The 14,190-nt window shown below is 69.1% G+C and carries 13 protein-coding genes; all 13 read right to left on the bottom strand.

Annotated features, from left to right (window positions below):
- Window positions 1-8: 8 nt before the first annotated feature.
- The gene (rplB, locus tag ACWIBS_RS13030) at window positions 9-848 is read right to left on the bottom strand and encodes a 50S ribosomal protein L2 (protein ID WP_376129504.1); all 840 of its coding nucleotides are present in this window, start codon (window positions 846-848) and stop codon (window positions 9-11) included.
- Between the two features lie 26 nt (window positions 849-874).
- Window positions 875-1,174: a 50S ribosomal protein L23 gene (gene rplW / locus ACWIBS_RS13025; protein WP_376129507.1), complete on the bottom strand. Its 300-nt coding sequence runs from the start codon at window positions 1,172-1,174 to the stop codon at window positions 875-877.
- Window positions 1,171-1,869, bottom strand: coding sequence for a 50S ribosomal protein L4 (rplD, locus tag ACWIBS_RS13020; RefSeq protein WP_376129509.1), 699 nt, complete (start codon window positions 1,867-1,869; stop codon window positions 1,171-1,173). Before rplD ends, rplW begins: the two co-directional genes overlap by 4 nt.
- Before the next feature lie 4 nt (window positions 1,870-1,873).
- The gene (gene rplC / locus ACWIBS_RS13015) at window positions 1,874-2,533 is read right to left on the bottom strand and encodes a 50S ribosomal protein L3 (RefSeq protein ID WP_376129512.1); all 660 of its coding nucleotides are present in this window, start codon (window positions 2,531-2,533) and stop codon (window positions 1,874-1,876) included.
- A gap of 7 nt (window positions 2,534-2,540) precedes the next feature.
- Complete coding sequence (gene rpsJ / locus ACWIBS_RS13010; protein WP_013584016.1) at window positions 2,541-2,849, bottom strand: 30S ribosomal protein S10; 309 nt, start codon at window positions 2,847-2,849, stop codon at window positions 2,541-2,543.
- Window positions 2,850-3,289: 440 nt separating this feature from the next.
- Window positions 3,290-4,609 carry a formimidoylglutamate deiminase gene (locus tag ACWIBS_RS13005; protein WP_376129514.1) on the bottom strand — a complete coding sequence of 440 codons (1,320 nt, stop codon included), beginning with the start codon at window positions 4,607-4,609 and terminating at the stop codon, window positions 3,290-3,292.
- A 4-nt stretch (window positions 4,610-4,613) separates the two neighbouring features.
- Window positions 4,614-5,807 (bottom strand): allantoate amidohydrolase, encoded by a 1,194-nt coding sequence (locus ACWIBS_RS13000; RefSeq protein ID WP_376129517.1) that lies wholly within the window; start codon window positions 5,805-5,807, stop codon window positions 4,614-4,616.
- Window positions 5,808-5,869: 62 nt separating this feature from the next.
- Entirely contained in the window at window positions 5,870-6,721 is an 852-nt protein-coding gene (locus ACWIBS_RS12995) for a MurR/RpiR family transcriptional regulator (protein WP_376129519.1), read from the bottom strand.
- A 73-nt stretch (window positions 6,722-6,794) separates the two neighbouring features.
- Window positions 6,795-8,411, bottom strand: a complete 1,617-nt coding sequence (locus tag ACWIBS_RS12990; protein ID WP_376129522.1) for a M14 family zinc carboxypeptidase — start codon at window positions 8,409-8,411, stop codon at window positions 6,795-6,797.
- A 190-nt stretch (window positions 8,412-8,601) separates the two neighbouring features.
- Window positions 8,602-8,838: a hypothetical protein gene (locus tag ACWIBS_RS12985; protein ID WP_376129525.1), complete on the bottom strand. Its 237-nt coding sequence runs from the start codon at window positions 8,836-8,838 to the stop codon at window positions 8,602-8,604.
- Window positions 8,839-8,883: 45 nt separating this feature from the next.
- A complete protein-coding gene (locus ACWIBS_RS12980) occupies window positions 8,884-9,852 on the bottom strand; it encodes a class C sortase (protein ID WP_376129528.1) in 969 nt (322 codons plus the stop codon).
- 92 nt (window positions 9,853-9,944) lie between these two features.
- Window positions 9,945-11,432: a SpaH/EbpB family LPXTG-anchored major pilin gene (locus ACWIBS_RS12975; protein ID WP_376129531.1), complete on the bottom strand. Its 1,488-nt coding sequence runs from the start codon at window positions 11,430-11,432 to the stop codon at window positions 9,945-9,947.
- A gap of 62 nt (window positions 11,433-11,494) precedes the next feature.
- Window positions 11,495-14,146 carry an LPXTG cell wall anchor domain-containing protein gene (locus ACWIBS_RS12970; protein WP_376129533.1) on the bottom strand — a complete coding sequence of 884 codons (2,652 nt, stop codon included), beginning with the start codon at window positions 14,144-14,146 and terminating at the stop codon, window positions 11,495-11,497.
- Between the last annotated feature and the right edge of the window lie 44 nt (window positions 14,147-14,190).

Raw genomic sequence — 14,190 nt, 5'->3', positions numbered from 1 at the left:
CTCTACTCCTACTTGCGCTTCTTGCCGGCGTTGCGACGGCGGACGATGTACTTGTCGCTCTCCTTGTTGGGGTGGCGGGTGCGACCCTCTGCCTGACCCCAGGGGGAGACGGGGTGGCGTCCACCGGACGTCTTGCCCTCGCCACCACCGTGCGGGTGGTCGACCGGGTTCATCGCGACACCGCGGACGGTCGGGCGGATGCCCTTCCAGCGGTTGCGGCCGGCCTTGCCCCAGTTGATGTTCGACTGCTCGGCGTTGCCGACCTCGCCGATCGTCGCACGGCAGCGCGCGTCGACGTTGCGGATCTCGCCCGACGGCAGACGAAGCTGCGCGTAGGGGCCGTCCTTGGCGACGAGACGCACCGACACACCGGCCGAACGCGCCATCTTCGCGCCGCCGCCGGGGCGGAGCTCGATCGCGTGGATCACGGTACCGGTGGGGATGTTGCGCAGCGGCAGGTTGTTGCCGGGCTTGATGTCGGCGCCGGCACCCGACTCGACGATGTCGCCCTGCTTCAGCTTGTTCGGCGCGAGGATGTAGCGCTTCTCGCCGTCGAAGTAGTGCAGCAGCGCGATGCGCGCGGTGCGGTTGGGGTCGTACTCGATGTGAGCGACCTTGGCGTTGACGCCGTCCTTGTCGTTGCGACGGAAGTCGATCAGTCGGTACTGGCGCTTGTGGCCGCCACCGATGTGACGCGTCGTGATGCGGCCCTGGTTGTTGCGGCCACCGGTCTTGCTCAGCGGGCGAAGGAGCGACTTCTCAGGCGTCGATCGGGTGATCTCGGCGAAGTCAGCCACCGACGAGCCGCGGCGACCCGGGGTCGTGGGCTTGTACTTGCGAATAGCCATTGTTCTCTAGTCCTCTATCCCGACCGTCAGCCGACTGCCGTGAAGATGTCGATGGTGCCCGACTTGAGCGTCACGATGGCGCGCTTGGTGTCCTTGCGCTTGCCCGTGCCGAAGCGGGTGCGGCGGGACTTGCCGACGCGGTTGATCGTGTTGACCGCGACGACCTTGACGCCGAAGATCTTCTCGATGGCGAGCTTGATCTCGGTCTTCGTCGAGCGGGGGTCCACGAGGAACGTGTACTTGCCCTCGTCGATGAGCCCGTAGCTCTTCTCGGAGACGACCGGCTTCAGGATGATGTCGCGCGGGTCCTTGTTCACGGTGCTCATGCCGAGACCTCCTCGGTGCTCACGGTGGTGGCGCCGGACTTCGCAGCGGCACTTGTGTCGAGCTTGGTCGAGACAAACGCGTCGAAGGCGGCCTTGGTGAAGACGATGTCGTCCGAGACGATCACGTCGTAGGCGTTCAGCTGGTCGAAGGTCAGCACGTGCACGTATGCGAGGTTGCGCAGGCTGCGGATGCTGAGCTCGTCGTCACGGTCGATGACGATCAGGACGTTCTTGGCCGCGCCGAAGCCGGCGAGGACGGCGGCAGCGGCCTTCGTCGAGGGGGCGCCTTCGATGCCGAAGGACTCCACGACGTGAAGACGCTCGCCGCGGACGCGGTCGCTCAGCGCACCGAGGAGCGCGGCGGCGATCATCTTCTTGGGCGTGCGCTGCGAGTAGTCACGCGGCTGCGGGCCGTGGACGGTGCCACCGCCGCGGTGCTGCGGCATGCGCACCGAACCCTGACGGGCGTTACCGGTGCCCTTCTGCTTGAACGGCTTGCGGCCCGAGCCCGAGACGTCGCCTCGGGTCTTGGTCGCGTGCGTGCCCTGGCGAGCCGCCGCGCGCTGCGCGACGACGACCTGGTGGATCAGCGGGATGTTCGTCTTGACGTCGAAGATCGCGGCGGGCAGCTCCACGGAGCCGGCCTTCTTGCCGTCGGACTTGCGCACGTCGAGCGCGAGAGTCGAGTCAGCCATGAGTTCAGGCACCCTTCACTGCGTTGCGGACGTAGACGATGCGGCCACGCGCGCCGGGGACGGCGCCCTTGACGAGCAGCAGACCCTTCTCGGCGTCGACGGCGTGCACCGTGAGGTTGAGGACGGTCACGCGCTCGCCACCCATACGGCCGGCCATGCGCATGCCCTTGAAGACACGGCTCGGGGTCGACGAGGCGCCGATCGAACCGGGCTTGCGGTGGTTGCGGTGTGCACCGTGAGATGCCGAGACGCCCTTGAAGTTGTGGCGCTTCATGACACCCGCGGTGCCCTTGCCCTTGCTCGTGCCGACGACGTCGACGAGCTGACCGGCTTCGAAGACACCGTCGACCGTGAGCTCCTGACCGAGTGAGTAGTCAGCAGCATCCGCCGTGCGGATCTCGGTGAGGTGGCGACGCGGCGTCACGCCGGCGGCCTCGAAGTGGGCGGTCTGCGGCTTATTGACCTTGCGGGGGTCGATCTGGCCGTAGGCGATCTGGACGGCCTTGTAGCCGTCCTTCTCGGGCGTGCGCACCTGGGTGACGACGTTCGGTGCCACCTCGATGACGGTGACGGGAACGACCTTGCCGTTCTCGTCCCAAACCTGGGTCATGCCGAGCTTCGTGCCCAGCAGGCCCTTGGAAACCTTAGAGTTGATATCAGCCATGTCGACCTCAGAGCTTGATCTCGATGTTGACGTCGGCCGGGAGGTCGAGACGCATCAGCGAGTCGACGGCCTTGGGCGTCGGGTCGATGATGTCGATGAGGCGCTTGTGGGTGCGCATCTCGAAGTGCTCGCGGCTGTCCTTGTACTTGTGGGGCGACCGGATGACGCACACGACGTTCTTCTCGGTCGGAAGGGGCACGGGGCCCACGACGGTCGCGCCCGCACGGGTCACGGTGTCGACGATCTTGCGGGCCGACGAATCGAGGCCGGCGTGGTCGTACGACTTCAGGCGAATGCGGATCTTCTGTCCCGCCATTGTCTGCTCACTCTCTATCCGCGTCTTACCGGCCCGGGGACCCCGGGGGCATTGGACGCACTGCGGCGCTTGCACGCCCTGGCACTGGTGCACCACTGTTCTCGTGTCAAACCGGCGGCCTGCGCCTCCGGCTCCCTCCCCGACCGCACGCATACGTGCAGTTCGATCTCCGGGCATCCCGGTGCTCGAACCTGTCGAGGGAGTGGATTGGTGTTCTGCTGCCCGCGGCCTAGGACTCTGCGCTCTCGCGCCGCCTATGCACTGCCCTGGCAGTGATCCGACCTGCACAGCGAAGGCACGTCGGAATGTGGAACCTCACTAGTGTACGTGCAGCCCGGGCGTGTCGCAAACTCGGGCGTGTCGCGACAACAGGTGCCCGGCGCCCCGGTTCCCACGGCCCCCGAGTACCGTTCCGCGCGGGCGGGAAGTGGCATCCCTGCTCAGTGGAAGACCTCGTCCACGACAGCCGCCAGCATCTCATCGACGTCACCGAGACGGTGCCGCCCGTTCGCGACGACGGGCCGGCCCGCGACGACGACGTCGCGCACGTCGGATGCCGCGGCGCTCAGCCAGACCTGATCCGGCAGAGCCCCCGCGGTGCGCACGCTCCGCGTGTCGATCGTCACGAGATCGCACACCGCGCCGCGCTCGATCCGGCCGCCGTTCCAGCCCAGTGACGCGTAGCCGTTCGCGCCGCCGATGCGCTGCAGCTGCGACGGCGAGAAGTTGCTGCGTCTGCCCGAGGCGAGCCGCTCGTGGCCCTCGAGGGCGCGCAGCTCGTCGAAGGGATCGACGATGACGTGCTGGTCGCTGCCGATCGCGAGCCTGACCCCCGCCTCCACGAGCACGCGTGCGGGGCCGATGCCGTCGGCGAGGTCGCGCTCGGTGGTCGGACAGAAGCAGACCGTGCTCCCGCTCGACGCGAGCGCCTGCACATCCTCGTCGGTGAGGTGGGTCGCGTGGACGGCGGTGAAGGCGGGACCCAGGAGACCGGCTTCTTCGAGAGCCCGCACGGGCGTGCAGCCGTACGCCGCGCGCGCCTGCTGGTTCTCCCGGGGCTGCTCGGAGACATGCGCGTGCACGGGGCGCTGCTGCAACCGGGCGGCGATCCGTCCGAGTCCGCGCACATCCACGGCGCGGACGGAGTGGATCGCTGCGCCGATCTGCACGAGCGGACCCGCCGACAGCCCGTCATGTCGCGCGAACCATCCCTCGACGTCGCGGTCCGAGAACCGGCGCTGCGCCGGCTCCAGCGGCACGGAACGGCCGTCCTCGTCGAGTCCTCCGCGCAAGTACATGGTGTCCAGGAGCGTGAGGCGGATCCCGGCATCCCGCGCGGCCTCGATGAGGGCGTGCCCCATCGCGTTGACGACGTCGTGCGGGCGCCCGTCGGGCCGATGGTGCACGTAGTGGAACTCGCCCACCACGGTGTAGCCGGCGAGCACCATCTCCGCGTAGACGGCCGTCGCCGTCCGCCGGTAGAGGTCGACATCCAGTCGCGTGACGGCGTGGTACATGAGCGTCCGCCAGCTCCAGAAGTCGCCGGCGTCGTGACTGAGGCGCCCCCGCAGGACGCGGTGGAACGCATGGGAGTGCGCGTTGGCGAACCCCGGCACGGTCAGACCGCGCAGCTGCGCATCCCCCTCGCGGGGGGATTCCTCCACGACGTGGTCGACGATGATGCCGTCCCGCTCGATCAGTCGCACGCCGGCGACGACGTCGTCGCCGATGGCCGCGTGCTCGAGCCAGAAGGTGCCCATCGTCTCAGGCGGCGCGCGCGGTCATGAGCGAACGCAGAGCCTGCACCGCGATCGCCGCGTCGGAGTCGTCCACGTGTTCTTCGGGCGAATGGGAGACACCCGTGACATTGCGCACGAGGATCATCGCCGTGGGGATGCCGGCGAGCGCGAGGACCCCCGCGTCGTGGCCCGCACCGGACGGCAGCCGGGGCAGCGCCCGCCCCACCGCGGCGTCGATCGTCTCCGCCACCCCCGGATCGAAGAAGACGACGGGCGTCCAGCTCTCTTCCACGACGGGCTCCCCCATGCGGTGCTGGATGCTGCGGGTGAGGGCGCGCACGCGCTCCGCATCCGCGCCCCGGGCGTCGATCCACAGCCGCGCACGCGACGCGATGGCGTTGACCGCGCCGGGCTCGACGTCGACGCGCCCCACCGTGGCGAGCACGCCGAGCTCCTCTGCCGCCGACCGGACGGCCAGGATGCCCTGCGCCATCTTGAGCACCGGGTCGGTGCGCGCGTCGAGCGGTGTCGTTCCCGCGTGATTGGCCACACCCGCGAGATCCATGCGCCAGCGGCCGTGGGGCCAGATCGCCGTGGCGATGCCGAGCGGCTGTCCGAGCGATGCGAGACCGGCGCCCCGCTCCGACTCCACGGGCATATGACCCTGCTCGACATGGACCTCCACGAATTCGCCGATCCTGGCGAGGAGGGCGTGGTCGGCTCCGATGTGCTCCGGCGTGTGCCCGTTCCTGCCGAGCACCTCGGCGAGCGTCGTCCCGTCGGCGTCCGAAAGTCGCAGCGCACGGTCGGCCGTGAGCGATCCGGTCATCAGGCGCGAGCCGAGGCATGCCGTTCCGAACCGTGAGCCCTCTTCGTCCGAGAACGCGACGACGGCGATCGGACGCCGCGGACGGATGCCGGAGGCCATCAGCTCGCCGACGGCGGCGAACGCCGCCGCGACACCGAGGGGGCCGTCCCACAGGCCACCTTCGGGAACGCTGTCGAGATGCGACCCGCACACGAAGGCCTTTCCGGGGAGGTGCGCATCCCACCACGCCCAGAGGTTTCCGTTGCGGTCGACGTCGACGTCGAGCCCGAGATCGCCCGCACGGCCGACGAACCACTCGCGTGCCGCGAGCTCGGATGGACCCCACGCGAATCTGTTGTAGCCGCCGGTCGCGCCGTTGCGGCCGAGCGGTGAGAGGTCGGAGAGCAGCACGCTGGTCCTTTCGTTTGGATGGAGCACGTAGATGGACGTCGGCGACGACGACGTGGGACGCGTCACGGCCCCATGAACACCCGCCGGGCGACGACGGACTCCTCGAAGGACTCCAGGCGGTGCTGAGTCGACTCCGGGCTGACCTCGACGATCGCCTCGAGCAACGACATGCACAGCATCGTCGGCACGACGTGGGAGTCGAACACGAGCTGATTGCCCACGGGTGCGACAAGTCGATCGTCGGCCAACTCGGTGAGGGCCGTGTACGGCGAGTCGGTGATCGCGAGCACACGGAGCCCGATGGATTTCGCGAAGCGCGCGACCTCGACGATCTCAGCCGGATAGCGCGGCAGCGCCAGCAGGATCGCCCACGTGGCGCCGGACATGCGGGCCTGTTCCAGCGAGTCCTGCGTCGCACTGTCGAAATGCGTGAAGACGCGGACGTCCGCGAGGACGATCGCCGCGAAGTATCCGAGCGTCTGCGCGAGTCCCGAGGACGCGCGCAGACCCACGACGACGAGGGGTCCGGAATCCACGAGTCGACCGGCGATCGCGCGGAGCGGCTCGGGGTTCGCGAGATCGTCGCGCAGTTTCAGGAGGTTGCGGACTTCGGCGCTCGCCGCGCGCTGGTAGATGTTGAGGTCTTCGCCGGCACCGGAGGCGGGCTCGGACGATGCCGTGCCGGCGCTGCGGCGCAGGAACTGCGAGAACTCCTGGAAGCTGCCGAAGCCGAGCGTCCGCACGAATCTGCTCACCGACGGCTGGCTGACATCCGCGAGGGCGGCGAGTTCGCTCGCGCTGCGGTAGGCGGCGTCGGTCCGGTCCGACATGATCCGGTGCGCGATGCGCCGCTGGATGGGAGTGAGTCGCCTGTCCTCGATGAGCGCCGCGAGCGCGTCGGCCGGTTTCGTCATCTTCCTCCCCCTTGATCGAGGCGGACGTGCCCCGGCCGTTGCCGGGACACGTCCGCCTCACTTCCCACCGCGATCAGTCCGCCGGATAGGCCGCATAGGACGCCTTCGCGACATTGACGGTGATCTCGCCGTTCATCTCGACGGTCGAGACGACCGTCGCCTCCCCGGCCGGGACCGCGTTCAGGCGCGAGTTGACCGAGACGGCGACCGTCGTGCCGGGCGCGACGTTCGTGAACGTCTTGCTCCCGTATGCGGTGGTGACCTTGATGTCGGCAGGCACCCGCGCGAAGTTCGTCGCCGACACCGACAGGTAGACCTTGCCGCCGAGCGCACGCGCCGTGGTCTCCGCGGTCACGGGGTCGGGTGCGCACTCGGCCATCTCGACCTCGGCGATCTGGCCCAGGTCGACGTTCACCTCGACGGTCTGCGTCGCACCGTCCGGAGTGGTGCAGGTCAGCAGCCACGGCTCATCCGTGACGAAGGCCTCTTCGGCCGGAAGCTGCGAGACGTCGCGCACTCCTTCGGCCGTGTAGGCACCGGCCGGCCGCACCGACGGGTTGACCGCCCAGGTGAAGGAGCCGTCCGCGTTCGTGACGACCATCTCGCTCGTGAGCGACTGCTCGAAGCTCACGGGGGCGACCGTGCCGTCGGGCTGTGCGTGGGGTCGCGTGTACATGGGGAACGCCTTGCTCAACTCGAGCGTCGTCCCGGGTACCGCGACGCCGGTGATCCTCGAGTGCTGAGCCGGGTTGGCGGTCTCGCGCAGCGCGACGATCACGGCGTTCTTGAACGTCGGGTAGTAGTCGCCGACCTCGAGCTTGTAGTTGTGACGGCTGTTGTTCACGCCGGGGTGGCACGTCTCGGTCGTCACCGACAGGGCGCGGGTCGCGTAGTACGTCCAGTCGATCGCCTCGCCGTTGGTCTCGTAGTCCCATCCGGACGGAAGGGCCGTGTAGGTCGGGCCGAGGGCAGCGGCCATCTCGGCCGCGAGCGCGTGCAGACGGTCGTTGTCCTGGGTCAGGCCGGCGGCCTTGAGCAGGGGCGGGTAGAGCACGACCTGGATGCACGTGTGCTGCGTGTTGAACACCGTCGCCTGCCGCGTCGACATCAGCCACTGGATGTTGCGCGTCTCGGGCTCGGACCACGCCGCCGTGCCGTTGCCGGAGCCGCGGGCCGACGGGATCCAGCCGTAGCCGTAGTTGCGGTTCATGTCGATGCCGGTCTGCGTCGCGCGGGTGTGCGCTTCGAAGCCGTCCGGGTTCACGAGCGGAACGATGACGACGCGCGTCGAGTCCAGAAGGTCCGCGTACTCGGGAGAGTCGGCGTTGGTGAGCAGATCCCACGCGAACTCCCATGTGAGCTCCGTGCTCGTCCACTCGTTGCCGTGGTGGGTGCCGACCTGGACGAAGACCGGCTTGCCGTCGGGGACGTCGACGTCACGCGTGATCTCGAGTCCCCAGATCGGGGTGCCCTTCGACGATGGCTCCGGCAGCTCGACGACGCGAGCGAGATCCGGGTAGGTCGCCACGAGGTGGTCGCGCTCCGCGACGTACTCGGCGACAGTGGTCTTGTAGTCGTCGTTCCCGCTCGGAACGTCTGCGAGCGCAGGTGTGGCCCCGACGGCGAGAAGACTCACCGCGAGCGCGAACACCCCCGCGACACCAGCGCTCCGTCTGATGTGGTTCGGCATTGCTCTCCCATTGCATTCGTCACTTCGCTGTGCCGCGGGCCGAACGACGGAACGACGTCATTCAGTTCCATTCATTGACCTGGGGCTTGAATGGCGCCAATCTAGGGGAGGGCCACAGGACGCACAAGCCCCTCTCTCCGGCAGGCTTCGGGAAGCCGCACCGGGAGTCGAGTGCGCGTGGCGCTCTGCGTCAGACTCCGCCGGCGTCCTTGCCGTCGTTGCCGATCATGCCGTCGAGCTTGTCGCGAACGCCGTCGACGTGCTGGTCGACGCTGTCCGGTGCGACCTTCTTGACGAAGTCTGCGGCGGCGCCGAGGGCGTTGTCGCTGACTTCTTCGGCCTTGTCGCTCTTCAGCGCGTCGCCGATCTTGTCCTTGTTCTGGTCGAGGAACTGCTTGCCCTGGTTGACGAGGTCATCGATGCCCATGCGCGGTCTCCTTCGAAGTGCTCGACGGGCCGGTGCCCGTCGAACTCATTGTGACGCGGATCCCCCGCCGTCGGAAGGTGCGGCGACGCGCGCTTCGGTCGGTGTCGCAGCGGCGCGGCGCGGCCGTGACATGACCCAGACGTAGGTGGAACCGGCGATGACGACGCCGCCGAAGACGAGTGCCCACCACGGGAATCCCGGCACTGAGGGATGCTGCCCCGCAGCCTCGATGTCGGCCAAGGGCGTCGGCAGGATGCGTTCGGCGGTGAGAAGGATGCGGTGACTGTTGATGCCGAGCGGCGTGCACGTCACGAGCGTGACGAGGTCCTCGCCGCGCGTCGGATACAGGGTCTCGGTCTGGTCGGGCTGCACGACCTTCTTGTCGCGCACCTGATAGGTCAGGACCTCGCCGAAGACCTCGATCGTGAAGGTGTCGCCGAGTTCGACCTCGTCGAGCCTCGTGAAGAGCTCGGCACCGGCGAGACCACGATGCCCCGTCAGGATGGAGTGCGAGTCAGTCCCGCCGACGGGGAGTGCGGTGCCCGCGAGGTGCCCGATCCCCCGCTCCAGGGTGTCGTCGCTCGTGCCGTGATAGATCGGCAGATCGAGGTCGATGACGGGGATCTTGATGCGCGCCATGAGCCCTTCCGCGTCGGCGCGGAGGAGCCGGTCGTAGTCGTCGGCGGCGGTGCCGCCTTCGGCCTGCGGCTTGCGCTCACCGGCGGCGACGACGGACGTGCCGTCGACGAGGGCGCTGTTGTAGGCGAGAGCATCCTGGATCGCCTGGTGACGCGACTCGGCGTTGAGATCGCGGACGGTGTTCGAGTAGCCGTCGATCCGCTGCGTCTGCTGGTACTGCGTGAGCCAGGCCGCGGCGCTCGGGTAGAGGAAGACCGCGACACCCAGGATGAAGCCCAGGGCGATGATGGCCGGCACCCAGGGAAACCTCCGCCGGGATCGGCGGTTCGAGCGGTCGCGCAGCGCGGGCGGGCGCGGATCGGCGGTGAGAGTCATGGCTGCTTCCGGTCACGTGAGACGACAGCGGCGGGGGACGCGATATCCCCCGCCGCTGCCTGGGTTCATCGCCGGGCGACGAACCCGGCGTATCAGGCCTGGGCCTTCTGGCGACGTGCCACGAGGACGGCCGCACCGGCTGCGACCGCGACGAGCGCGATTCCGCCGACGCCGAACCACAGGGCGCCGTCACCACCGGTCAGCGGCAGCTCCCACGCGGGAACCTGCTCGTTCTCGACCTCGACGTAGTTGACCGTCGTGGTGGTCGCACCGGCCACGATCGTGACCTCGCGCGGCGTCGCGTCGAGCACGTAGCCCGCGGGCGCCGCCGTCTCGACGAGCCAGTAGGTGCCCGGGCGCAGAGCCGGGATGCTCAGCAGGCCCTCGGCGTCGCTCGTCCACTCCGACTCGCCGGCGACCGTGACCGGCTGGGTCAGGTCGGCGTCGCGGTAGAGCGCGAAGGTCGCGCCCTCGAGCGCCTGCTGGGCGCCGCCCGCGGTCACGGCGTACTTGAACACACCGAGCTGACCCACGGTCGTGGTCGTGCTGGTCTCGTTCTCACCGTCGTTGACGACGCTCACGGCGTCGTTCGTCAGGATGCCGTCGGCCGGCACGGAAAGGACACGCGTGAGGACCGTGAAGGTCACCTGGCCGCCCTGGGCGGACGTCTCGAGCGCAGCGCGGCCGGACTCGGTGAACGTGACCGTCAGCGTGTCGCCCGCTGCGGGGCTCGGAGTGATCGTGAAGTCCGTGCCCGCCGTCAGCGACACAGCGGCACCGGACGCGTCGGTCACGACGACCGTCGTGGGCTGGACACCCAGGTCGCCGGCCTCGGCGTCGGTGACGAACGCGAGCTGCGCGGAGTCGACGACGTCGCTCACCGTGAACGTGTCGAACGACTCGTCCGCGCCGAGGACGGGGACGTCGGCCTTGATCGCCCAGCGAACCAGGTCGCCGTGGGCGAGCTCACCCTCGGTCGGGGCGACGACGTCCTTCTCGAGGCCGGTGACGGCGTTCTTCGGGTAGACGTGGACGTCGTAGATCCACTCGTTCGGGTTCTGCGCGTCCGGGCCCGTCGGGAACGGGATCGTGACGAGGAACGGCGCGGCCACGCCGGTGATCGTCGACGGGGTGTTCGCGGTCGCGGTCTCGGTGACGAGGTAGAGCGCGTAGGGCAGAGTCGCGGTCGCGACGCCACCACCGGACGTCGTGACGCTTCCGGCCGCGGTGAGGCCCGCGGCGGTCGCAGCGGCGATGGGGTCGGCTGCGTCGGCGATCGCCTGGACGTCGTTCCACCCGGCCGCGGTCAGCAGCGAACCGGTCTGGACGCGCTGGATCGTGAAGGTCACGTCGTCGAGGCCCTCACCCGTGAAGCCGGGGATGGCCTGACCCGTGCCCGGGTCGAGCGGGCTGTCGACGGCGCGCTCGTACTTGTGGATCGTCAGCGTTCCCTGCGTGCCGGTGATGTTTCCGACGCCGTTGTCTGCAGCCGCCGGCGCCGAGATGGCGACCGCGCCGGTCAGACCGAGCGCAAGCGCGACCGCCCCTGCGGCGAGTCGTTTGGTGATGGATGTACTCATGTTTCCTTTTTCTCCCCCAGTTGTGTACTGCGTGGTGTGGCCGTTGATCCTGCTCGGCCGGGTCATGATGCGCTCTTCGCGCGTCGGGTCGCGTGCCAGACTCCGAGTCCCGCGAGGGCTGCCATGATGGCGGCGCCCAGCATCAGGAACATGTCGGCCGACGTGCCACCCGTGAGAGGAAGCACGACCGCCGGAATCCGGTCGTTGACGAAGCGGTAGGTGGCGTGCTCGCCGGGTGCGATCGTGATCGCGGCGGCGTCGACGTCGGTCCAGTCGGCGTCCACGGCCGGGTCGCCGCCCGGCGTGAGTCGCTGCAGCGCCAGGTTTCGGTAGGCGATCGTCGCGGAATCGGTCGACTCGGCGAGCGTGTACGCGTGATCGGGGCGGACCTCGAACGTGTCGGCATCCGCGATGGACGCTGTGCCGCGAGTGGCGACCGGCTCGAGCGCGGGGCCGGCGGCGGGTGTGGCGGTCAGCGTGAAGTCGGCCGGGTCGAGCTGCGATCCGTCGACGACGTGCTTGAGGATGGTGAGGCGCGCCGTGGCGTTCGTGATCGTGCAGGTGACCTGGTCGCCTGCCTCGCGGATCGTGACGGTGTCGCCGTCGACGGCGACGAGGACATCGTCCTGATCGAGACAGGTCCACTCCCCGTGTCGCACGTACGTCGCCACCGGGTCGTCCTCGGACAGCGCGTACGGGACGCCGGCCGTCACAGCGGCCGTCGCGGCGTCCGTTCCGGAGCTCCCGCTCGGCCCCGGGAGCGCACCCGACGGCGCGAGCGCCTGCGCCGTGAGCGTCCAGGTGGCGGGATCGGCGTCGCCCTCGACCTTCTTGACCAGTGTCAGCGAGGTCGGCTTGAGCTTGTTGACGTAGGCGCACTGGACCGTCGAGCCGGGTGCGACATCGCCGATCGCCTGGGCGGCTTCACTCGTCAGCGTGATGGTCGAGGATGCGCCCGACGGTGCAGTGACGGTGCACTGGCCGCTCACGAACTCGTGGCCGGCCTGCTGCGTCTCGGACACCGACAACGTCGCGCGCGCCGCGCTCGAGCCGTAGCGGAGGGTCCAGGATGCCGCGCCTGCGGCATTCGTCGTGCCTTCGGGGGTGTTGCCCGCGACCTTCGTCACGGTGCCGCCCGTCGCCGTCGCGGACAGACCCATCGTCCAGCCGGCACCCGGCCGCGGGTTCTCGCCGCGGTCGTCGAGGACCGTCTTGGTGATGGTCACGGGCGTCACCAGCGGAGCGTTGGTGAACACGCACGCCACGCTCGCGCCGTTGACGCTCGGGATCCTGATCGTGCCCGAGGCCCCCTGGCCGGATGCCACGACGGCGCCGTCGCGCGTGCAGGTCCAACTCGACGCGTAGTCGGTCGCCGAGCCCGAGGCCATCGTCTCGGCGATGCGGTACTCCGCCCCGGCGACGACCGGGATCGGACCAATCTGCTCGGATTGGATGCCCGTGCTGGTGCCGACGGTCGTCGCGGTCGCCACGACCGTGTTGCCGGAGCCGACCTCGAGCCGGAACTGGTCGGTGGGAGCGGCGCGGCCGACGACGTTCTTCTGCACCGTGAGGTTGGCGGGCGAGTTGCAGCCTGCGAGGTCCGTGCTGCTGCTCAGCGATGTCGTGACGCGCTGCAGACGCTGCCACGTGGTCGGGTTGTAGCGCTCGATCGTCGTGCCGTTACCGAGGTAGATCGTGCCGTCCGCCTCGAAGGCGATGCCGTTGACGGCCGAGATCCGGATGCCGTCCGATGCGTTCGTCTGCGACCGCGTGAGCAGTCCGCCCTGAGCAGCGGCGAGAGTCGCCGCCGTGACCGAGAAGATGTTCGTCGTGCCGGAGTCATCGCTGCGGACGACGTAGAGGTTGCCCGAGGAGTCGAAGGCCATGTCGCCGTTCTGCTGCCCGGTCGTGGCGCCGGTCCAGAAGTAGCCGAGCGTGCGATACGCCGTCGCGGGGTCCGCCGCATAGCGGACCGGGTCGAACTCGTAGAGCATGAAGCGGTACTCGTTGCGGAAGTACGGCATGCCGCGGTACTCCGAATCGAACCCGCCGATGAGGAAGCGGCCGTTGGCGAGGTTCACGGCACCGGCCACCAGCGACGTGCTGTTGCCGGTCGTGAGCCCCGTGTTCGGCAGCGTCTCCCAGACTCCGGTGGCCTGCGTGTAACGCAGGACGTTGAGGACGTCGGCGGCGTTGTTGTTCGCCGACCGGTTGATGGCGTACATGACGCTGCCGTTCGGGCCGATCGCGAGGCTGTTGACCCCCGTGAAGCTCCCCGGCCAGCTGCCGAAGGTGGTGACGGCGGCGGTGTTGTTCCCGCTGCCGTTGACGATCTGACGGACGGTGCCGGAGCTCGAGACCGAGTACACGTAGTTCGACTGGCACATCGGCATCGGTCCCGCAGCGAACGTGCTCACCGCGCCGGACGCGCCCGTCTTCGCGGCCGCGGCCTCGGGGGCGACCGCTTCGAGGTCGGTCTCGGGGACCACGGCGTCGTCCGTCGACTCGGCGATCGCCGCCTCGTCCGCCGCAATGGCGATGCCGGCGTCATCGGCGGGCGGCGCAGCCTCGGGCTGGGCCGCACCGGTGTCGGCGACCTCGAGGTCGGTGACAGTCGCGACCACCGGAGCCTGCTCGGGATCGAGCGTCGTCGCGATGGCCGGCGTGAAGCCGCCCGCGACCGTTCCCGCGACGACGACCGCCGCGAGGATCATGGCCGTCGTGTGGCGCGCGCGTCGATTGATCCGCGATCGCGTAC

Source organism: Microbacterium sp. NPDC055442 (assembly GCF_053644215.1).
This window is presented reverse-complemented; position numbering and strand designations above follow the sequence as displayed.